This window comes from Vreelandella mediterranea, assembly GCF_970647075.1.
Map to the genome: position 1 here is coordinate 318725 of NZ_OZ310198.1, position 14804 is coordinate 333528.

The 14804-nt window shown below is 62.0% G+C and carries 14 protein-coding genes; 8 read left to right on the top strand and 6 right to left on the bottom strand.

Annotated elements, in window-relative coordinates; translation table 11 throughout:
• Positions 1–189: 189 nt before the first annotated feature.
• Entirely contained in the window at positions 190–855 is a 666-nt protein-coding gene (gene narL / locus ACWFVE_RS01585) for a two-component system response regulator NarL (protein ID WP_447527547.1), read from the bottom strand.
• Positions 855–2744 (bottom strand): histidine kinase, encoded by a 1890-nt coding sequence (locus ACWFVE_RS01590; RefSeq protein WP_447527548.1) that lies wholly within the window; start codon positions 2742–2744, stop codon positions 855–857. The genes narL and ACWFVE_RS01590 overlap by 1 nt, the downstream gene beginning before the upstream one ends.
• 178 nt (positions 2745–2922) lie before the next feature.
• Between ACWFVE_RS01590 and ACWFVE_RS01595 the strand changes: the two genes are divergently transcribed.
• Positions 2923–3528 (top strand): hypothetical protein, encoded by a 606-nt coding sequence (locus tag ACWFVE_RS01595; protein WP_447527549.1) that lies wholly within the window; start codon positions 2923–2925, stop codon positions 3526–3528.
• A gap of 21 nt (positions 3529–3549) precedes the next feature.
• Positions 3550–3936 carry a SirB2 family protein gene (locus ACWFVE_RS01600; RefSeq protein ID WP_447530486.1) on the top strand — a complete coding sequence of 129 codons (387 nt, stop codon included), beginning with the start codon at positions 3550–3552 and terminating at the stop codon, positions 3934–3936.
• A gap of 30 nt (positions 3937–3966) precedes the next feature.
• On the opposite strand, the gene ACWFVE_RS01605 is transcribed toward ACWFVE_RS01600, so the two are convergent.
• Complete coding sequence (locus ACWFVE_RS01605; RefSeq protein ID WP_447527550.1) at positions 3967–4317, bottom strand: DUF488 domain-containing protein; 351 nt, start codon at positions 4315–4317, stop codon at positions 3967–3969.
• A 14-nt stretch (positions 4318–4331) separates the two neighbouring features.
• Positions 4332–4898, bottom strand: a complete 567-nt coding sequence (locus ACWFVE_RS01610; RefSeq protein WP_447527551.1) for a YIP1 family protein — start codon at positions 4896–4898, stop codon at positions 4332–4334.
• 117 nt (positions 4899–5015) lie between these two features.
• Here ACWFVE_RS01610 and ACWFVE_RS01615 point away from each other — a divergent pair, with 117 nt between their 5' ends.
• Positions 5016–5429, top strand: a complete 414-nt coding sequence (locus tag ACWFVE_RS01615; protein WP_447527552.1) for a MarR family winged helix-turn-helix transcriptional regulator — start codon at positions 5016–5018, stop codon at positions 5427–5429.
• A gap of 76 nt (positions 5430–5505) precedes the next feature.
• Positions 5506–5778 (top strand): hypothetical protein, encoded by a 273-nt coding sequence (locus tag ACWFVE_RS01620; protein ID WP_447527553.1) that lies wholly within the window; start codon positions 5506–5508, stop codon positions 5776–5778.
• A gap of 113 nt (positions 5779–5891) precedes the next feature.
• Here the strand turns inward: ACWFVE_RS01620 and hmpA are convergent, their stop codons facing one another.
• On the bottom strand, positions 5892–7064 hold the full coding sequence (hmpA, locus tag ACWFVE_RS01625) for an NO-inducible flavohemoprotein (RefSeq protein WP_447527554.1): 1173 nt from the start codon (positions 7062–7064) through the stop codon (positions 5892–5894).
• Positions 7065–7177: 113 nt separating this feature from the next.
• Entirely contained in the window at positions 7178–7624 is a 447-nt protein-coding gene (locus ACWFVE_RS01630) for an Rrf2 family transcriptional regulator (protein ID WP_447527555.1), read from the bottom strand.
• Between the two features lie 230 nt (positions 7625–7854).
• On the opposite strand from ACWFVE_RS01630, the gene ACWFVE_RS01635 reads away from it, so the two are divergent.
• From ACWFVE_RS01635 to narI, 4 genes are read left to right on the top strand one after another with little or no spacing between them, the layout of a single operon-like run.
• Positions 7855–11715: a nitrate reductase subunit alpha gene (locus tag ACWFVE_RS01635; RefSeq protein ID WP_447527556.1), complete on the top strand. Its 3861-nt coding sequence runs from the start codon at positions 7855–7857 to the stop codon at positions 11713–11715.
• Positions 11712–13268 carry a nitrate reductase subunit beta gene (narH, locus tag ACWFVE_RS01640; RefSeq protein ID WP_447527557.1) on the top strand — a complete coding sequence of 519 codons (1557 nt, stop codon included), beginning with the start codon at positions 11712–11714 and terminating at the stop codon, positions 13266–13268. Before ACWFVE_RS01635 ends, narH begins: the two co-directional genes overlap by 4 nt.
• Positions 13261–14064: a nitrate reductase molybdenum cofactor assembly chaperone gene (narJ, locus tag ACWFVE_RS01645; RefSeq protein WP_447527558.1), complete on the top strand. Its 804-nt coding sequence runs from the start codon at positions 13261–13263 to the stop codon at positions 14062–14064. Before narH ends, narJ begins: the two co-directional genes overlap by 8 nt.
• 13 nt (positions 14065–14077) lie before the next feature.
• Complete coding sequence (gene narI, locus ACWFVE_RS01650) at positions 14078–14770, top strand: respiratory nitrate reductase subunit gamma (RefSeq protein ID WP_447527559.1); 693 nt, start codon at positions 14078–14080, stop codon at positions 14768–14770.
• The last annotated feature ends 34 nt before the right edge of the window (positions 14771–14804 follow it).

A 14804-nucleotide genomic window follows, 5' to 3' on the forward strand; every position in this document is an offset into this window, starting at 1 on the left:
GGAAAGATACGCGCGCGAGGGGAGGCTGGGAATGGCCCTGAATATCAGCAAAATCAACAGCCTACCTCTTTATAGGTAGGTGCCTGGAAGAGCCAGAAGACTGATTTCATTGAAGAAAAAAACGAAGGGGTAAGCGCGCCGAGAAGCGAAGGCACCGGCGCGCTATTTGGAGGTATCTACATTGATTCGCTAGTCGTTAATGCCCGCCTGCACCGCCCAAACGGCCGCCTCCACCCGCGAGCGCAGGTTGAGTTTCTTGAGCAGGTGTTTGACGTGCACCTTCACCGTGCCTTCGGTGATATCCAGCTTGCGTGCGATCAGCTTGTTGGAAAGGCCGCCGGCGAGCTGGCGTAAGATCTCGCGCTCGCGCTGAGTGAGGCTGCGAATGTCCGGCGCGGTGGGCGTTGCACGCTGGTTGCGCAGCGCCTCGGCCAGAAGCGCTGTAAGACTTTCGCTGATCACCATGCGCCCGAGCGCTGCCTGGCGCAGCTGGCGCACCATGTCCTCGGGCTCCATATCCTTGAGCAGGTAGCCGTCGGCGCCGGCGCGCAGTGCCGCCACCACGTCCTCCTCGTGATCGGAAACGGTGAACATGACGATGCGGCCGCTAAAGTCGTTCTCCCGCAGGCGGCGAAGGGCCTCCAGGCCGTCGATATCGGGCATGTTCAAATCGAGCAGGACCAGGTCGGGCTCGAGCGAGAGCGTCATCCGAATGCCTTCTTCGGGGCTGCCGGTATCGCCGACCAGTTCCAGGTCGTCTTCGAGTTCGAGAAGCTGCGCCACGCCGCGGCGCAAGAGCGGGTGGTCGTCGATGATCAAAAGTGTGGCAGGGGTATCGTGGCTAGTCTGAGACATTAAAGATTCCGTGTGCCTGAGTGAGCATCGTCGGTGGCCGCTGTTGGCGGCTGTTGAGTCAAGCGAGCGGTCAAGGGGGTGAAGATGACCTCCACGCAAGCCCCGCCCCCGGGGCGATTGTGAATGGAGAGCTCGCCGTTCAGGGTGTTGGCCCGGTCGCGAATGATGACCAGCCCGTAATGCATCGGTGGCGAGGCGTCGCTTTGAAGGCCGATGCCGTCATCTTCCACGCGGACCTGCAAGCGGGCATCTCTAAAGCGCACGGTGATGCCGACCCAAGTGGGCTGGGCGTGCTTGTGCGCGTTGGCCAGCGCCTCGCGGATGATCTGCAGAACGTGGATCTCTTCATTGGGGTTGAGCAGGTAGGGCGGTACGTCGTAGTCGAGTGCGACCGCAAACCCCAGGCGCTGGGTGAACTCGTCCGTGGTTTGGCGCAGCGCGAACTGAAGCCCCGGGCCTTCCAGCTTGAGTCGGAAAGTGGTCAAAAGCTCGCGAAGCTGGCGGTAGGCGCTGTTCAGGCCGCTACGCAGCTCGTCGATCACGGTCGCCTGGGCCTCGCGAGAGGCCTCTTTTTGCTGCATGCGCTCGAGCCGGGTCACCTGCATCTTAAGATAAGAGAGCGACTGCGCCAGGGAGTCGTGCAGCTCGCGGGCGATGATCGTGCGCTCGTTGATCAGCGTGACCTGCTGCTGTTCGTCGATACGCCGCTGCAGATAGATGGCAGTGGCGAGCTGGTCGGCCAGAATGTTCAGAAGCCGGCGGGTGTTATCGTTGAGCTCGCCTTCGGGATACCACACCTCCAGGTTACCCAGTAGCGTATCGCCGGCGCGAATGGAGAGCGTCAGGCATTGGAGGCGCTCACCTGGCGTGGGCAGCGGGTCGATCAGGCACGCATCGCAGGCCATGTCGCGGCAGTACTCGGGGCGTTTCACCGAGTGGGTCTCCAGCACCGGCATGATGCGTTGATCGAAGGGGTCGTTGAGGGACAGGCGGATGGGGCCGATATTCAGAAGGCTTTCCAGCTCGCGCAGCATGGGGGCGGCGCTGGCGCAAAGGTCGTTGCCGCCGCCGAACAGCGTGCGGCTGGCATCGTGCATTACCCGCATGGCCTGATTACTGCGCTCGAGTGCCTGCTCCTTGCGCGAGACGCTCTCTTCGAGAGCGGCGTAGCTCGTTGCAAGCTCAGCGGCCATGGTGTTGAACGTTCGCCCCAGCCGCGCCAACTCGTCACTGCCCGTAAGCTTGGAGCGCTGGTTGAAGTTGCGCTTCGCCACTTCCCGGGTAAGCGTCATGAGCTGGTGCAACGGGGCGACCAGATTGTGGCGCACATCGAAAAGGGCAATGGCGACGACCAGGCTAATGAGTAGCAAAAAGAGCACCTGCATGATGCCCAATAACCTTACCTTGGCTTCGGTACTATGCTCTAACTGCTCGACCAGTATCTCGATATCGCCGACCAGCGTGGCCACCATGGTCTCGAAGGTGTCGAGGTCGATGTCACCACCGGCGCTCGCCTGCGCCAGAGCAGGCTGCACGGTCTCCTGCCAGTAGGTTTGAATATGGGTGAGCTGCTGGCGCCGCTCATGGTGGGCCTCCTCGGGCACGCTTTGCTGCAGGGTATCGCCAAACAGCCGCTGGTCGAAGCGCGCTACGATCGTGCCTAGCGGCTCGCCGATGGACTCATCCGGGGCGTACTGCAAGGACTGAAGCGAACTTAGAATCCGGAAGGCGTTCATGCGCAGTGACCCGGCCACGTTGATCGCCGAGGCGTCGCCGCGGGTGCTGTTCGACATGGTCATGGTCAGCGTGATGCTGATAAAGGCCATGGCGCTGATCGCGATCAGGGAGGCCATGATGCGGGCCACCAGCGAGCGTTGGAGCAGTTTCATAACGGTTCCAGCCGCCTTGGACGGAAAGAGGAGTGGGGCGTTATCGTGGTCGCCATGTGAGGTACTATCCCTTTGGGAGTAGACGGGCTACTCACAATGATTTTTGACCTGGATAAGACGAGTGCCGACAATTCTGGCATGTCTTCTGGCGCCTTCCTAGCCTAACGGAAACCTCACGATGCCCACTAGTGTGCCCCATGGCGCGGAAACCAGGCCGCCGCCACTCCCTGTCAATGACTACCAAAGGCTGGTCGCGATGCTGTTGGTGCCGCTGGCCAGCGCGGTGGCGGTGGCGGGCTGGACGCTTTACGCCATGCTCGCCGCCCGCCCGGCCTATGTATTGCTGCCCCTGGCGAGTGGCCTGCTGCTGGCTCTGCCTTGCGGATACTGGGCGCGGCGTTATAGCACCTGCTACTTGATGCTTGGGCTGTTGGCGGGGCTGGCTCTGGCGCTGCTGCTCTTTGGCGTTGCCCATAAGCCCTGGCAGTTCGGGCTGCTGGGTGTCGGGTTTGGGCTCGGGGGTGGCATCATCGCCATCGGTGCCGCCCATGCCCGGCGGTGGCTGCCCGGCTGCTGGCCATGCCTGGCCGCAACCCTTTGCGTTGCCATCCTGGCGGGCGTGGGATTTTCGCTGCGCCTGGTGCCGCTGGTGGTGCAGGCTTATGGCTGGCGAGCGGCTCCGTTGAGCCTGCTGGTGCCTTTGGGGATGATCATGCTGCTGCTGTGGCTGTTCGTCGAGGCGCCGCAGGTGGCACAGTGCTCGCTGAGCGACGGTGAGGGGTAGGCGAAAGGAGAGCCTTGCGTGATAGAGCACTACTTTTTGATCAAGCACCTTCACATGGGCGCGGCGGCGCTGAGTATCGGCCTTTTTTTGGTGCGCGCCTGGTGGTCGGTACGCGAAAGCCCGCGCCTGCAGGCGCGCTGGGTGAAAATCCTGCCGCACCTCATCGATACGGTGCTGCTGGGCCTGGGGGTCACGCTCATGGTGACGCTGCGGTTCTGGCCCTGGCAGCAGCCGTGGCTGGCTGCCAAGTTACTGGCGCTTTTGGTTTACATCGCCGTTGGCACCCTGGCGATCAAGCGGGGCGCCACGCCACGTCGGCGCGGCGTGGCCGCGCTGTTGGCGGTGGCGGTGTTTGTTTACATGGTGGGCGCTGCCATCCGGCACAGCCCGCTCTCCTGGCTTGCTTGAAGCCTGGCCGCCTTCGGTCGCGCGTTAACGTTACCTCAGCATGTTGAGGTACTGGCGCACCACGGCGGCGTTGTTGTAGCGCTCCTCCTTCGAGGCGAACACCAGGGTGACTTTCTCCTTTTGGGCGCGCCTGGCAAGCTCGCGCAGGCGCTCGCGGTGGCCGGTGAGCTCCTTCATGTAACGCTTGCGAAAATCGCCCCACCCGAGGGAGCCGTCGTGAAACGCCTTGCGCAGCGCGCTACTCGGGGCGATCTCCTTGGGCCACTCGTCGATGTTGGCCTCTTGCTTTGAAACCCCGCGGGGCCACATGCCGTCTACCAGCACGCGGTAGCCGTCCTCCTTGTGCGGTGTGTCGAAGGCGCGTTTCAGTTCGATTGCCATATTCCCTCCTCGATTCAGTAAGCCCAGACGATCGCCATCAATAGCCCCCAGGCCAGCACGCCGGCGGCCATGATGGTGTGAGTGACCGACATCAACGCGACGTCGCGGGTGTGGCGCTCGCAAAGCGCCTGTAGACCGTGGTAGACCAGACTACAGGCGAGGGCTAGCGCTGCCAGTACCAGTACCGCATTGACGACCAGGCTGGGGACTAAAAGCCCTAGCGACGCGACCCAGAGCGGCAGCGGCGCCAGGGCGGCGAGCAGGTAGGCACTGTGATAATCGATCGACAGCTCGTCGTGGCCGTTGACCACCGCCTGAATCAGCCAGCCCATCACGAAGAAGGTTAAAAGTTCGGCGAGAAACAGGATGGTCGTAATGAAGCGCCACTGGCGTTCGGCAAACCCGGCGGCGAAGGTATCGCCGTAGTGAGTCCCCGCATAGAAAAGCAGAATGGGCGGCAATAGCGACATGGGCAGCACCACGCCCCAAGCCAGTGTGGCGATGGAGGGGCGGTGTCGTTTGAGCGCTGGCCAGCCCGTCTGGTGAGTGAAGGGGAGTTGCAGGATATTGAGTGGCGTCATGATCGCCTCGCTTGTCGTTTGGAACGCACGTACCGGAAATGAGCGAATGCTTTATATCACGGTATGATATTATTTAGATTTAAGACGATCATGGGTATTTGTCAAGAGGAGAACGCAATGGCCGACGCGCCGCTATCCAAGCAGGACTTCCACAAGCTCTCCGACTTCCGCTATCAACTGCGCTGCTTTCTCAGGCAGAGCGAGGACATCTGCCGAGAACACGGACTGACGCCGCTGCAGTATCAGCTCCTGCTACACCTGATGGGGTTCGAGGGGCGCGAGTGGGCGAGCATCGGTGAGCTTGCCGAGCGGCTGCAGTCCAAGCACCACGCCGTGGTGATGCTAGTGGATCGCTGCGAACAGCTCGAGCTCGTCGAGCGCCGCCCCGGGCGAAGCGACGGTCGCCGTATGGAGGTCCACCTTCTGCCCAAGGGTGCGCAGCGCGTCGAAGCGATTGCCCGGCGCCACCAGCCGGAGCTTCGCCACTTGAACGAGAAGCTGGACCTGCCGGGGATCGCCGATCTGCTCTAGGAATGCGGGCCGGCGTTTGAAGCTTCTGTCTCCCTCTTCTACTGTATTGAGTACATTCAAGAGACAGGGAGCTGTCATGCCGATCGTTAAAAATCTCGAAGACGTCACACCGACCATGGTTCAGGATGCCGAGGCCGCCACGGACACCGGGCCGGATGCCAATCCGGGTGGGCATGAGCACACCAACAACCCGGTGGCGGACTTGGGTATGTCGATAAAACCCTTCATCGATCAGGGCATGTCGAGAAAGGAAGTCGCTGATCGTATCGGCGCCTCGACGGATCTGGTGGATCGCTGTATTAGCCACCCCATCGTCGCCCAGCTGGATGAAGGCACCGACGGGCGCTAAACGTCTGCCAAAAGGCCTTAAAGACAAGACCTTCAAGCCAGGTTTTTTCAAGCCAGGGTCTTGAGAAAGAATTCGGCCCCCGGGTGTATTGCACACCCGGGGGCCGTTTTTCGTCAGGCGGCTTCGAGCGGGCGCGCCGGGCCGAAGTGTTCGAAATGACGGCGGCTCTCCTCGATACCCAGCTCCGCCAGGGTGGCGTTCATTGCCGCCATGAAGCCTTGCGGGCCCACGAAGTAGCAGCGCGTGTCCAGGTTGGGCAAGTAGCGCGCCAACAGGTCGCGGTTGATGCGGCCCAGGTGATCCGCCTGGTCGCCCCGCTCGTGGACGTTGACCACTTTGAGCTGATCGGGGTAGTCCTGGGCCAACGCCTGGATGTCGTCGCGAAAGGCCTGATGCTCGCCGTCGATGGCCGCGTGCATGTATACCACCTGGCGCCCCTGGGAGAGCGCGTGGCGCGCGATGGGTAGCATCGGCGTTTGGCCCACGCCTCCGCTTGCCAATAGTACCGGCTCGTTGCCCTCGGCCAGGGTGAGATCGCCGGCGGGGGGAAGAAGCTCCAGCGTATCGCCGGGTTTCAGCACGTCGTGGAAATGGCGGCTGACGCGGCCTTGTTCTTCGCGCTTGATGGAGATGCGGTAGTTCTCGCCATTGGGCGAATCGGAAAGGCTGTAGTGGCGATACACCGGCTCACCATCGATCATCACGCGTACACCGATGTATTGGCCGGGCACGTGGGCCGCCACCGGGCCGCCATCCTCGGGTTCGAACACGAACGAACGGATGACCGAGCTTTCCTGCTGGGTGCGCGCGAGCTTGAAGCGACGCGTACCCCGCCAGCCGCCGGGGCGGCTTTCGAACTCGCGATAGCGCTGATCCTCGAGGTCGATCAAAAGCGCGGCCAGCTCGTTATAGAGCGCGGTCCAGGCGTCGGCGATCTCGGGGGTCACGGCGTCGCCCAGCACCTCACCGATGGTCTCCATCAAGCATTCGCCCACGATCGGATAGTGCTCGGGCAAGATACCCAACGAGACGTGCTTGCTGACCACGATGTCCAGCGCCGCCCGCGCCTTGGCGGGGTTGCTACGTAGCTGAACGTAGGCCAGTACCGAGGCGGCCAGCGCCCGCGGCTGGCTGCCGTTTTCCTGGTGTACCTGGTTGAAGAAGGTCTTGACCTCGGGGTAGCGCTTGAACATCAGCTGATAGAACTGCTGGGCGATGGTGTTGAGATGTTCGGCAACGACGGGCGCGGTGGCGCTGATCAGGGCTTCTTGTTCGTGGCTGAGCATGGCGTTTTTCCTTATAAGATGTATTTCATATGCATCTTATAAAGCGCGTTTTGAAAACACAATCTGAAAAGGGCGAGGCAAATTGATCTCAGTCAAGGTTATGTCGTTCAGTCTCAGGCGTTGACGGCGGGAATGCGCATCAGCCCGGCAAGCTCGGGGTGGCGGTTGTCGAGTACGTCCGAAAGCGTGTAGCGGTCGAGCACGGCGAAAAAGGCGGCCAGCGCCTCGCCCAAAACGGACTTGAGCTGACATGAGGGGGTAATGACGCAGGTGTTGCCTCGCTGAAAGCACTCGACCAGGCCCATGTCGTGCTCCATTTCGCGCACCAGCTCGCCCATTTTGATCGTTTTCGGGTCGCGCGCCAGCCATAACCCGCCGTGTTTACCCCGGGTCGCCGTCACGTAGTTTTTCTGGCTCAACTCCTGAACGACCTTCATCAGGTGGTTGCGCGAGATCTCGAAGGTCTCGGCAATCTCACTGATCGTTGCGCGCTCTTCCCCTTTCACGGCGAGATAAATCAACACGCGAATGGAGTAGTCGGTGAATTGGGTAAGTTGCATGGAAGGTGCGTTGCTCCTGAGTGGGCCGTTCGCCGTTGGATCCAGACCATTATAAGAAGATTGGGGGCCGCGCGGCTAATCCCGGCTGACACGCGCTCTATCACCTTGGAGGTAGACGGGCGGTATATGGAGGTAACCACGCAGTAATTCGCTTTTCAATCGCTCAGACTTGTTGCCATGGAGCCCGCCTGGCGGGCAGCGCCCATTTTCAAAGAGCCTGGAGAGCGACCATGAGTCACTTCATAGATCGGCTGAATTTCTTTCGCAAAGACCGCGACGCCTATGCCAACGGGCATGGCGAACTACGCAGCGAATCCCGCCAGTGGGAAGACAGCTACCGTTCCCGGTGGCAGCACGACAAGGTGGTGCGCAGCACCCATGGCGTCAACTGTACCGGTTCGTGCAGCTGGAAAATCTACGTCAAGAACGGCCTGGTGACCTGGGAGGCCCAGCAGACCGACTACCCGCGTACCCGCCCGGACCTGCCCAACCACGAGCCGCGCGGCTGCCCCCGCGGCGCCAGCTACTCCTGGTATTTATACAGCGCCAACCGGCTGAAGTACCCGTTGGTGCGTAAACCGCTGCTGGCGCTTTGGCGCGAGGCACGCAGCCAGCACGCCGACCCGGTGGATGCCTGGGCCTCGATCGTCGAAGACCCGACGAAAACGAAGCAGTACAAAAGCGCCCGCGGCATGGGCGGCTTCGTGCGCGGCGAGTGGGAGGAGATGAACGAGATCGTCGCGGCCTCCAACGTCTATACCGCGAAAACCTTCGGGCCCGACCGCATCATCGGCTTCTCGCCGATCCCCGCCATGTCGATGGTGAGCTACGCCGCGGGCAGCCGCTATCTGTCGCTGATCGGCGGTGTTTGCATGAGTTTCTACGACTGGTACTGCGACCTACCGCCGGCCTCCCCCATGACCTGGGGCGAGCAGACCGACGTCCCCGAGTCCGCCGACTGGTACAACTCGAGCTACATTATCGCCTGGGGCTCCAACGTGCCGCAGACCCGTACGCCGGACGCGCACTTTTTCACCGAGGTGCGCTACAAGGGCACCAAGACCGTCTCGATCACCCCGGACTACGCGGAAGTCTCCAAGCTCACCGATGAGTGGCTCTCGGCCAAGCAGGGCACCGACGCCGCACTGGCGATGGCCATGGGCCACGTCATCTTGAAAGAGTTCCACCTCGAGAACCCCAGCGCCTACTTCACCGACTACGTGCGCCGCTATACCGACATGCCGTTTCTGGTCGAGCTGGAGCCCCGCGCCGACGGCAGTTTCGCGCCGGGCCGCCAACTGCGCGCCAGCGATTTCGACGCCGCACTGGGTCAGGAGAACAACCCCGAGTGGAAAACCGTGGCCTGGGACGAGACCCGGGACCAGCTCGTGGTGCCCCGCGGCTCCATCGGTTTTCGCTGGGGTGAAACCGGCGATAACGTCGGCAAGTGGAACCTCGAGCCGCTGGACGCCGAAGGCGTCGAGATCAAGCCTCTGCTGAGCCTGGTGAGTCATCACGACAGCGTGGCGCGGGTGGCTTTCCCCTACTTCGGCGGTATCGAGCACGAGCACTTTACTCACGTGAAAGGCGAGGGCGCTGGCGCTGCGGACGATCTTCTGTTCCACCATCTACCCGCCAAACGCTTGAAGCGCGCCGACGGCAGCGAGATGCTGGCGGTCACGGTGTTCGATCTCATGTGCGCCAACTACGGTATCGACCGCGGCCTGGCCGCCGATGGCGGCGAAGACGACGGCGCCACCGATTACGCGCAGATCCGTCCGTACACCCCGGCCTGGCAAGAGAAGATCACCGGCGTATCGGCTTCGCAGTGTACCCGTATCGCTCGGGAGTTTGCCGACAACGCCCACAAGACCCAAGGGCGGAGCATGATCATCGTGGGGGCCGGTATGAACCACTGGTACCACATGGACATGAACTACCGCGGCCTGATCAACATGCTGATCATGTGCGGCTGTATCGGCCAAAGCGGCGGTGGCTGGGCGCACTACGTGGGCCAGGAAAAGCTACGCCCACAGACCGGCTGGACGCCGCTTGCCTTCGGCCTGGACTGGCAGCGCCCGCCGCGGCACATGAACTCCACCTCGTTTTTCTACAACCACTCCTCCCAGTGGCGCTACGAGAAGCTGGAGATCAAAGAAATTCTCTCGCCGCTGGCCAACGCCGAGGAGTATCCGGGCAGCCTGATCGACTTCAACGTACGCTCGGAGCGTATGGGCTGGCTCCCCTCGGCGCCGCAACTGGGTTCCAATCCACTGCGCCTGAAAGCCCAGGCCGAGGCCGCCGGCATGTCCACCGCCGACTTCGCCGTCGACCAACTCAAAAGCGGCAAGCTGCGCTTCGCCGCAGAAGACCCGGACGCCCCGGAGAACTTCCCGCGCAACATGTTCATCTGGCGCTCCAACCTGCTGGGTAGCTCCGGCAAGGGCCACGAGTACATGCTCAAATACCTGCTGGGCACGCGCCACGGCATTCAGGGCAAGGACCTGGGGGATTTCGGCGGCCAGAAACCCGAAGAGGTGGTTTGGCGCGACGACGCCCCGGAAGGCAAGCTGGACCTGCTGGTCACCCTCGATTTCCGCATGTCCACCACCTGTCTTTATTCGGATATCGTGCTGCCGACGGCGACCTGGTACGAGAAGGACGACCTCAATACCTCGGACATGCACCCCTTCATCCACCCGCTGACCGCGGCGACAGACCCCGCCTGGGAGTCGCGCAGCGACTGGGAAATCTATAAGGGTATCGCCAAGGCGTTCTCCAGCGTCTGTAAAGGGCACTTGGGTGAGGAGACCGATCTGGTCACGCTGCCCATGCAGCACGACTCCCCTGGCGAGCTCGCCCAGCCCGAGGTATTGGACTGGAAAAAGGGCGAGTGCGAGGCGATTCCCGGCAAGACCATGCCGTCACTCATCGAGGTGAAACGCAACTACCCGGAAACCTATGAGCGCTTCACCTCCGTCGGGCCGCTTTTGGAAAGCATCGGCAACGGCGGCAAGGGCATTGCCTGGAAGACCGAAGCCGAGGTCGAGCTTTTGGGTAAGCTCAACCACCGTAAAACCGAAGGCCCTCACGCCGGGCGTCCACGTATCGACACCGCCATCGACGCCGCCGAGATGATCCTGACCCTGGCGCCGGAAACCAACGGTGAGGTGTCCGTGAAGGCCTGGCAGGCGCTCTCCAACATCACCGGGCGTGACCATACCCATTTGGCCACCTCCAAGCATGAAGAGAAGATTCGCTTTCGCGATATCGTCGCTCAGCCGCGCAAGATCATCTCGAGCCCCACCTGGTCGGGCCTGGAGGACGAGCACGTTTCCTACAACGCGGGCTATACCAACGTCCACGAGCTGATTCCCTGGCGCACCGTTAGCGGCCGTCAGCAGTTCTATCAGGATCACGCCTGGATGCGCGCCTTCGGCGAGAGCCTTTTGGTCTACCGTCCGCCCATCGATACCAAGGCGGCCAAGGGCTTCATTCTGCCGGCGGACAACGGCTTCAAGAGTAAGGCGTTCAACTTCATTACGCCGCACCAGAAGTGGGGCATCCACTCCACCTACTCCGACAACCTGTTGATGCTGACTCTCAACCGCGGCGGGCCCGTGGTGTGGCTCTGCGAGAGCGACGCGGCGGATATCGGGATCGAGGATAACGACTGGCTCGAGGTGTACAACGCCAACGGCTCCATCGCGGCCCGCGCCGTGGTGAGCCAGCGGGTCAAGGAGGGCACGGTGATGATGTATCACGCCCAGGAGCGCCAGGTGAACGTGCCCGGCTCCGAAGTCTCCGGTACCCGCGGCGGTATCCATAACTCGGTGACCCGCGTCTGCCCCAAACCTACCCACATGATCGGTGGCTACGCGCAGCTCTCGTACAGTTTCAACTACTACGGCACGGTCGGCTCCAACCGCGACGAGTTCGTGCTGGTGCGCAAGATGCACCACGTCGACTGGCTGGATGGGGAAGGCAACGACAGCGTCCAAGAGCCTGGTAGTCAGAGCAAAGAAGCTCACAAAAGCGATGCGCACAACAACGATACGCAAAACAACAGTTCCCAGGAGGCCGTGAAATGAAGATTCGCTCCCAGGTCGGTATGGTCTTGAACCTCGACAAGTGCATCGGCTGCCACACCTGCTCGGTGACCTGCAAAAACGTCTGGACCAGCCGTGAAGGCATGGAGTATGCCTGGTTCAACAACGTCGAGACCAAGCCCGGCATCGGTTATCCCAAGGAGTGGGAGAACCAGAACAAATGGAAGGGCGGCTGGCTGCGTCGTGCCAATGGCAAGATCGAGCCGCGTATCGGCGGCAAGTGGCGGGTGCTGGCGAACATCTTCGCCAACCCGGACCTGCCCGCCATCGACGACTACTACGAGCCGTTCACCTTCGACTATCAGCACCTGCATACCGCCAAGATCGGTAAGCACCAGCCGGTCGCGCGCCCGCGCTCGCTGATTTCCGGCAAGCGCATGAAGAAAATCGAGTGGGGCCCCAACTGGGAAGAGATCCTGGGCACCGAGTTTGCCAAGCGGCGTAAGGACGCCAACTTCGATAACGTGCAGGCGGATATCTACGGGCAGTTCGAAAACACCTTCATGATGTACCTGCCGCGCCTTTGCGAGCACTGCCTGAACCCCACCTGCGTGGCCTCTTGCCCCAGTGGTGCGATCTACAAGCGCGAAGAGGATGGCATCGTGCTGATCGACCAGGACAAGTGCCGCGGCTGGCGGATGTGTATTTCCGGCTGCCCGTACAAAAAGATCTACTACAACTGGAAAAGCGGCAAGTCCGAGAAGTGCATCTTCTGTTACCCGCGCATCGAGTCCGGTCAGCCGACGATCTGCTCCGAGACCTGTGTGGGCCGTATCCGCTATCTGGGCGTGCTGCTTTACGACGCCGACCGGATCCAGGAGGTCGCCGCCTCCGCCGACGAGCGCGATCTTTATCACCGCCAACGCGAGATATTTCTCGACCCTCACGACCCGGAAGTGATCGCCCAGGCCAAGCGCGACGGCGTGGAAGATAACGTCATCAAGGCAGCCCAGGCGTCGCCGGTCTACAAGATGGCCATCGACTGGGGGCTGGCGCTGCCGCTGCACCCGGAGTACCGCACGCTGCCCATGGTTTGGTACGTGCCGCCGCTTTCACCGATTCAGTCCGCTGCCGAGGCCGGCCATATCGAGTTCGACGGCATCCTGCCCAAAATCGAGTCGCTGCGTATTCCCGTGCAGTATCTCGCCAACATGCTGACCGCGGGCGAAGAGGCCCCGGTGGTGCTGGCGCTCAAGCGCCTGATGGCGATGCGCGTTTACATGCGCGGCAAGCACGTGGAAGGCGAGGAAAACGACGCCGTGCTCGAGGCGGTGGGGCTAACCCGCGTTCAGGTGGAAGAGATGTATCGCTACCTGGCCATCGCCAACTACGAAGACCGTTTCGTGATTCCCACCAGCCACCGGGAAATGGCCACCGATGCCTTCCCCGAACGGGGCGGCTGCGGCTTTACCTTCGGCGATGGCTGCCACGGCGAGAGCCAGCCCAACCTGTTCAACGGCCGCAAGCAGACCAGTGTGCTGGTCGAGCCGGTCGGTGTTTTCGAGCCGCAATCCGAGGAGGTGCGTCATGACTAATGTAGCCCCACAAGCGCCCGACATCGAGGCGGTACCAGCGACACAGAGCGGCATGCGCACGCTGCGGGTATTGGCCCGCTTGCTGGACTACCCCAGTGCGGCGCTCCAGCAAGCCTGTGGCGAAATGGTCGAGATCATCGAGGCCGAGCCGCGCCTGGACGACGCCATGAAGGCGTCCCTGGCGGGGTGGTGCCAGCGCCTACAGGTGTACGATCTGCTCGAACTGCAGGCGGAGTATGTCGCCTTGTTCGATAAAGGGCGCGCCACCTCGCTTTTGCTCTTCGAGCACGTGCACGGCGAGTCCCGGGATCGCGGCCAGGCCATGGTGGACCTGTTGGACGAGTATCGCGCTGCCGGCTTCGAGCTTGACGCCCGGGAGCTTCCGGACCACCTGCCGGTCTTTCTGGAGTATCTGTCGTTTTGCAGCCCGGCGGATATCGGCCGTTGGCTGGGCGAGATCCGCCATATTCTGGCGCTTCTGACCGCGCGGCTCGAAGAGCGCGAGGCCGACCACGCTTTGGTACCGCTGACGCTTCTGGCGTTGATCGGGGCGCAGGAGGACGTCGCCGCCCACCGCCCTCAGGTGCAAAAGGAGGCGCCGGACCATACCCCCGAAGCGCTGGATGCGGTGTGGGAGGAGGAGGCCGTTCGCTTCTCCGCCAAATCCGACGAAGACTGCGCCCTGCAATCTGCCGAAGGGCGCCGCCTGGCCGAGCGCAAGCATACGGTACAGCCGCAGCCGGTGCGGATCATGCCCGGCAATGCCGGCTCGTCTTCCCCGTCCGCGGGCCGTTAACAGGAGAAAGATCATGTTTGATGCCCTTGAGCACTACTTCACCCACTTGATCTACGGCTACTACCCGTATCTGGCCGGCACGGTGTTTCTGATCGGCAGTCTGGTTCGCTTCGACCATGGCCAGTACACCTGGAAAACCGGTTCCAGCCAGATGCTCTCTCCCGGCACCATGCGCTTGGGGAGTAATCTGTTCCACATTGGGATCATCGTCATCTTCTTTGGCCATTTGTTCGGCATGCTCACCCCGCACTGGATTTATGAGCCCTTCATCGCTGCCCATAACAAGCAGCTGCTCGCCATCGTAGTGGGCGGTATTGCCGGGGCGATGTGCCTCGTCGGCGGAGGCATACTGCTTTATCGCCGCCTGTTCAATCTGCGCGTACGCCAATCCTCCAGCCTGATGGATACCTTGGTGCTGGCGATTCTGGTCGTGCAGGCGGGCCTGGGGATGGTCACGATCTTTTTCTCACTGGGCCATATGGATGGCGAAATGATGCTCACGCTCTCCAGCTGGGCCCAGGCCATCGTGTTCTTTGGTGGCGGCGCCGCGGATTACATCCAGGAAGTGCCCTGGATCTACCGGATGCACATCTTCCTGGGGCTGACCATCATTTTGCTATTCCCCTTCACTCGCCTGGTGCACGTCTGGAGCGCCCCCTTTGGCTACGTTACCCGGCGTTATCAGCTGGTTCGCCGCCGCGGTTAACCCTTTGAGTGAGCCATCGAGACAACGGTGATTG

Excerpts from the sequence above, each read along its gene's own strand:
- ACWFVE_RS01610 (WP_447527551.1), bottom strand. The coding sequence starts at position 4,898 with ATGACGCCACTCAATATCCTGCAACTCCCCTTCACTCACCAGACGGGC.
- ACWFVE_RS01630 (WP_447527555.1), bottom strand. The coding sequence starts at position 7,624 with ATGCAACTTACCCAATTCACCGACTACTCCATTCGCGTGTTGATTTAT.
- ACWFVE_RS01595 (WP_447527549.1), top strand. The coding sequence starts at position 2,923 with ATGCCCACTAGTGTGCCCCATGGCGCGGAAACCAGGCCGCCGCCACTC.
- ACWFVE_RS01620 (WP_447527553.1), top strand. The coding sequence starts at position 5,506 with ATGCCGATCGTTAAAAATCTCGAAGACGTCACACCGACCATGGTTCAG.
- ACWFVE_RS01615 (WP_447527552.1), top strand. The coding sequence starts at position 5,016 with ATGGCCGACGCGCCGCTATCCAAGCAGGACTTCCACAAGCTCTCCGAC.
- ACWFVE_RS01590 (WP_447527548.1), bottom strand. The coding sequence starts at position 2,744 with ATGAAACTGCTCCAACGCTCGCTGGTGGCCCGCATCATGGCCTCCCTG.
- hmpA (WP_447527554.1), bottom strand. The coding sequence starts at position 7,064 with ATGCTCAGCCACGAACAAGAAGCCCTGATCAGCGCCACCGCGCCCGTC.
- narI (WP_447527559.1), top strand. The coding sequence starts at position 14,078 with ATGTTTGATGCCCTTGAGCACTACTTCACCCACTTGATCTACGGCTAC.
- narL (WP_447527547.1), bottom strand. The coding sequence starts at position 855 with ATGTCTCAGACTAGCCACGATACCCCTGCCACACTTTTGATCATCGAC.
- ACWFVE_RS01635 (WP_447527556.1), top strand. The coding sequence starts at position 7,855 with ATGAGTCACTTCATAGATCGGCTGAATTTCTTTCGCAAAGACCGCGAC.
- ACWFVE_RS01605 (WP_447527550.1), bottom strand. The coding sequence starts at position 4,317 with ATGGCAATCGAACTGAAACGCGCCTTCGACACACCGCACAAGGAGGAC.
- narJ (WP_447527558.1), top strand. The coding sequence starts at position 13,261 with ATGACTAATGTAGCCCCACAAGCGCCCGACATCGAGGCGGTACCAGCG.
- narH (WP_447527557.1), top strand. The coding sequence starts at position 11,712 with ATGAAGATTCGCTCCCAGGTCGGTATGGTCTTGAACCTCGACAAGTGC.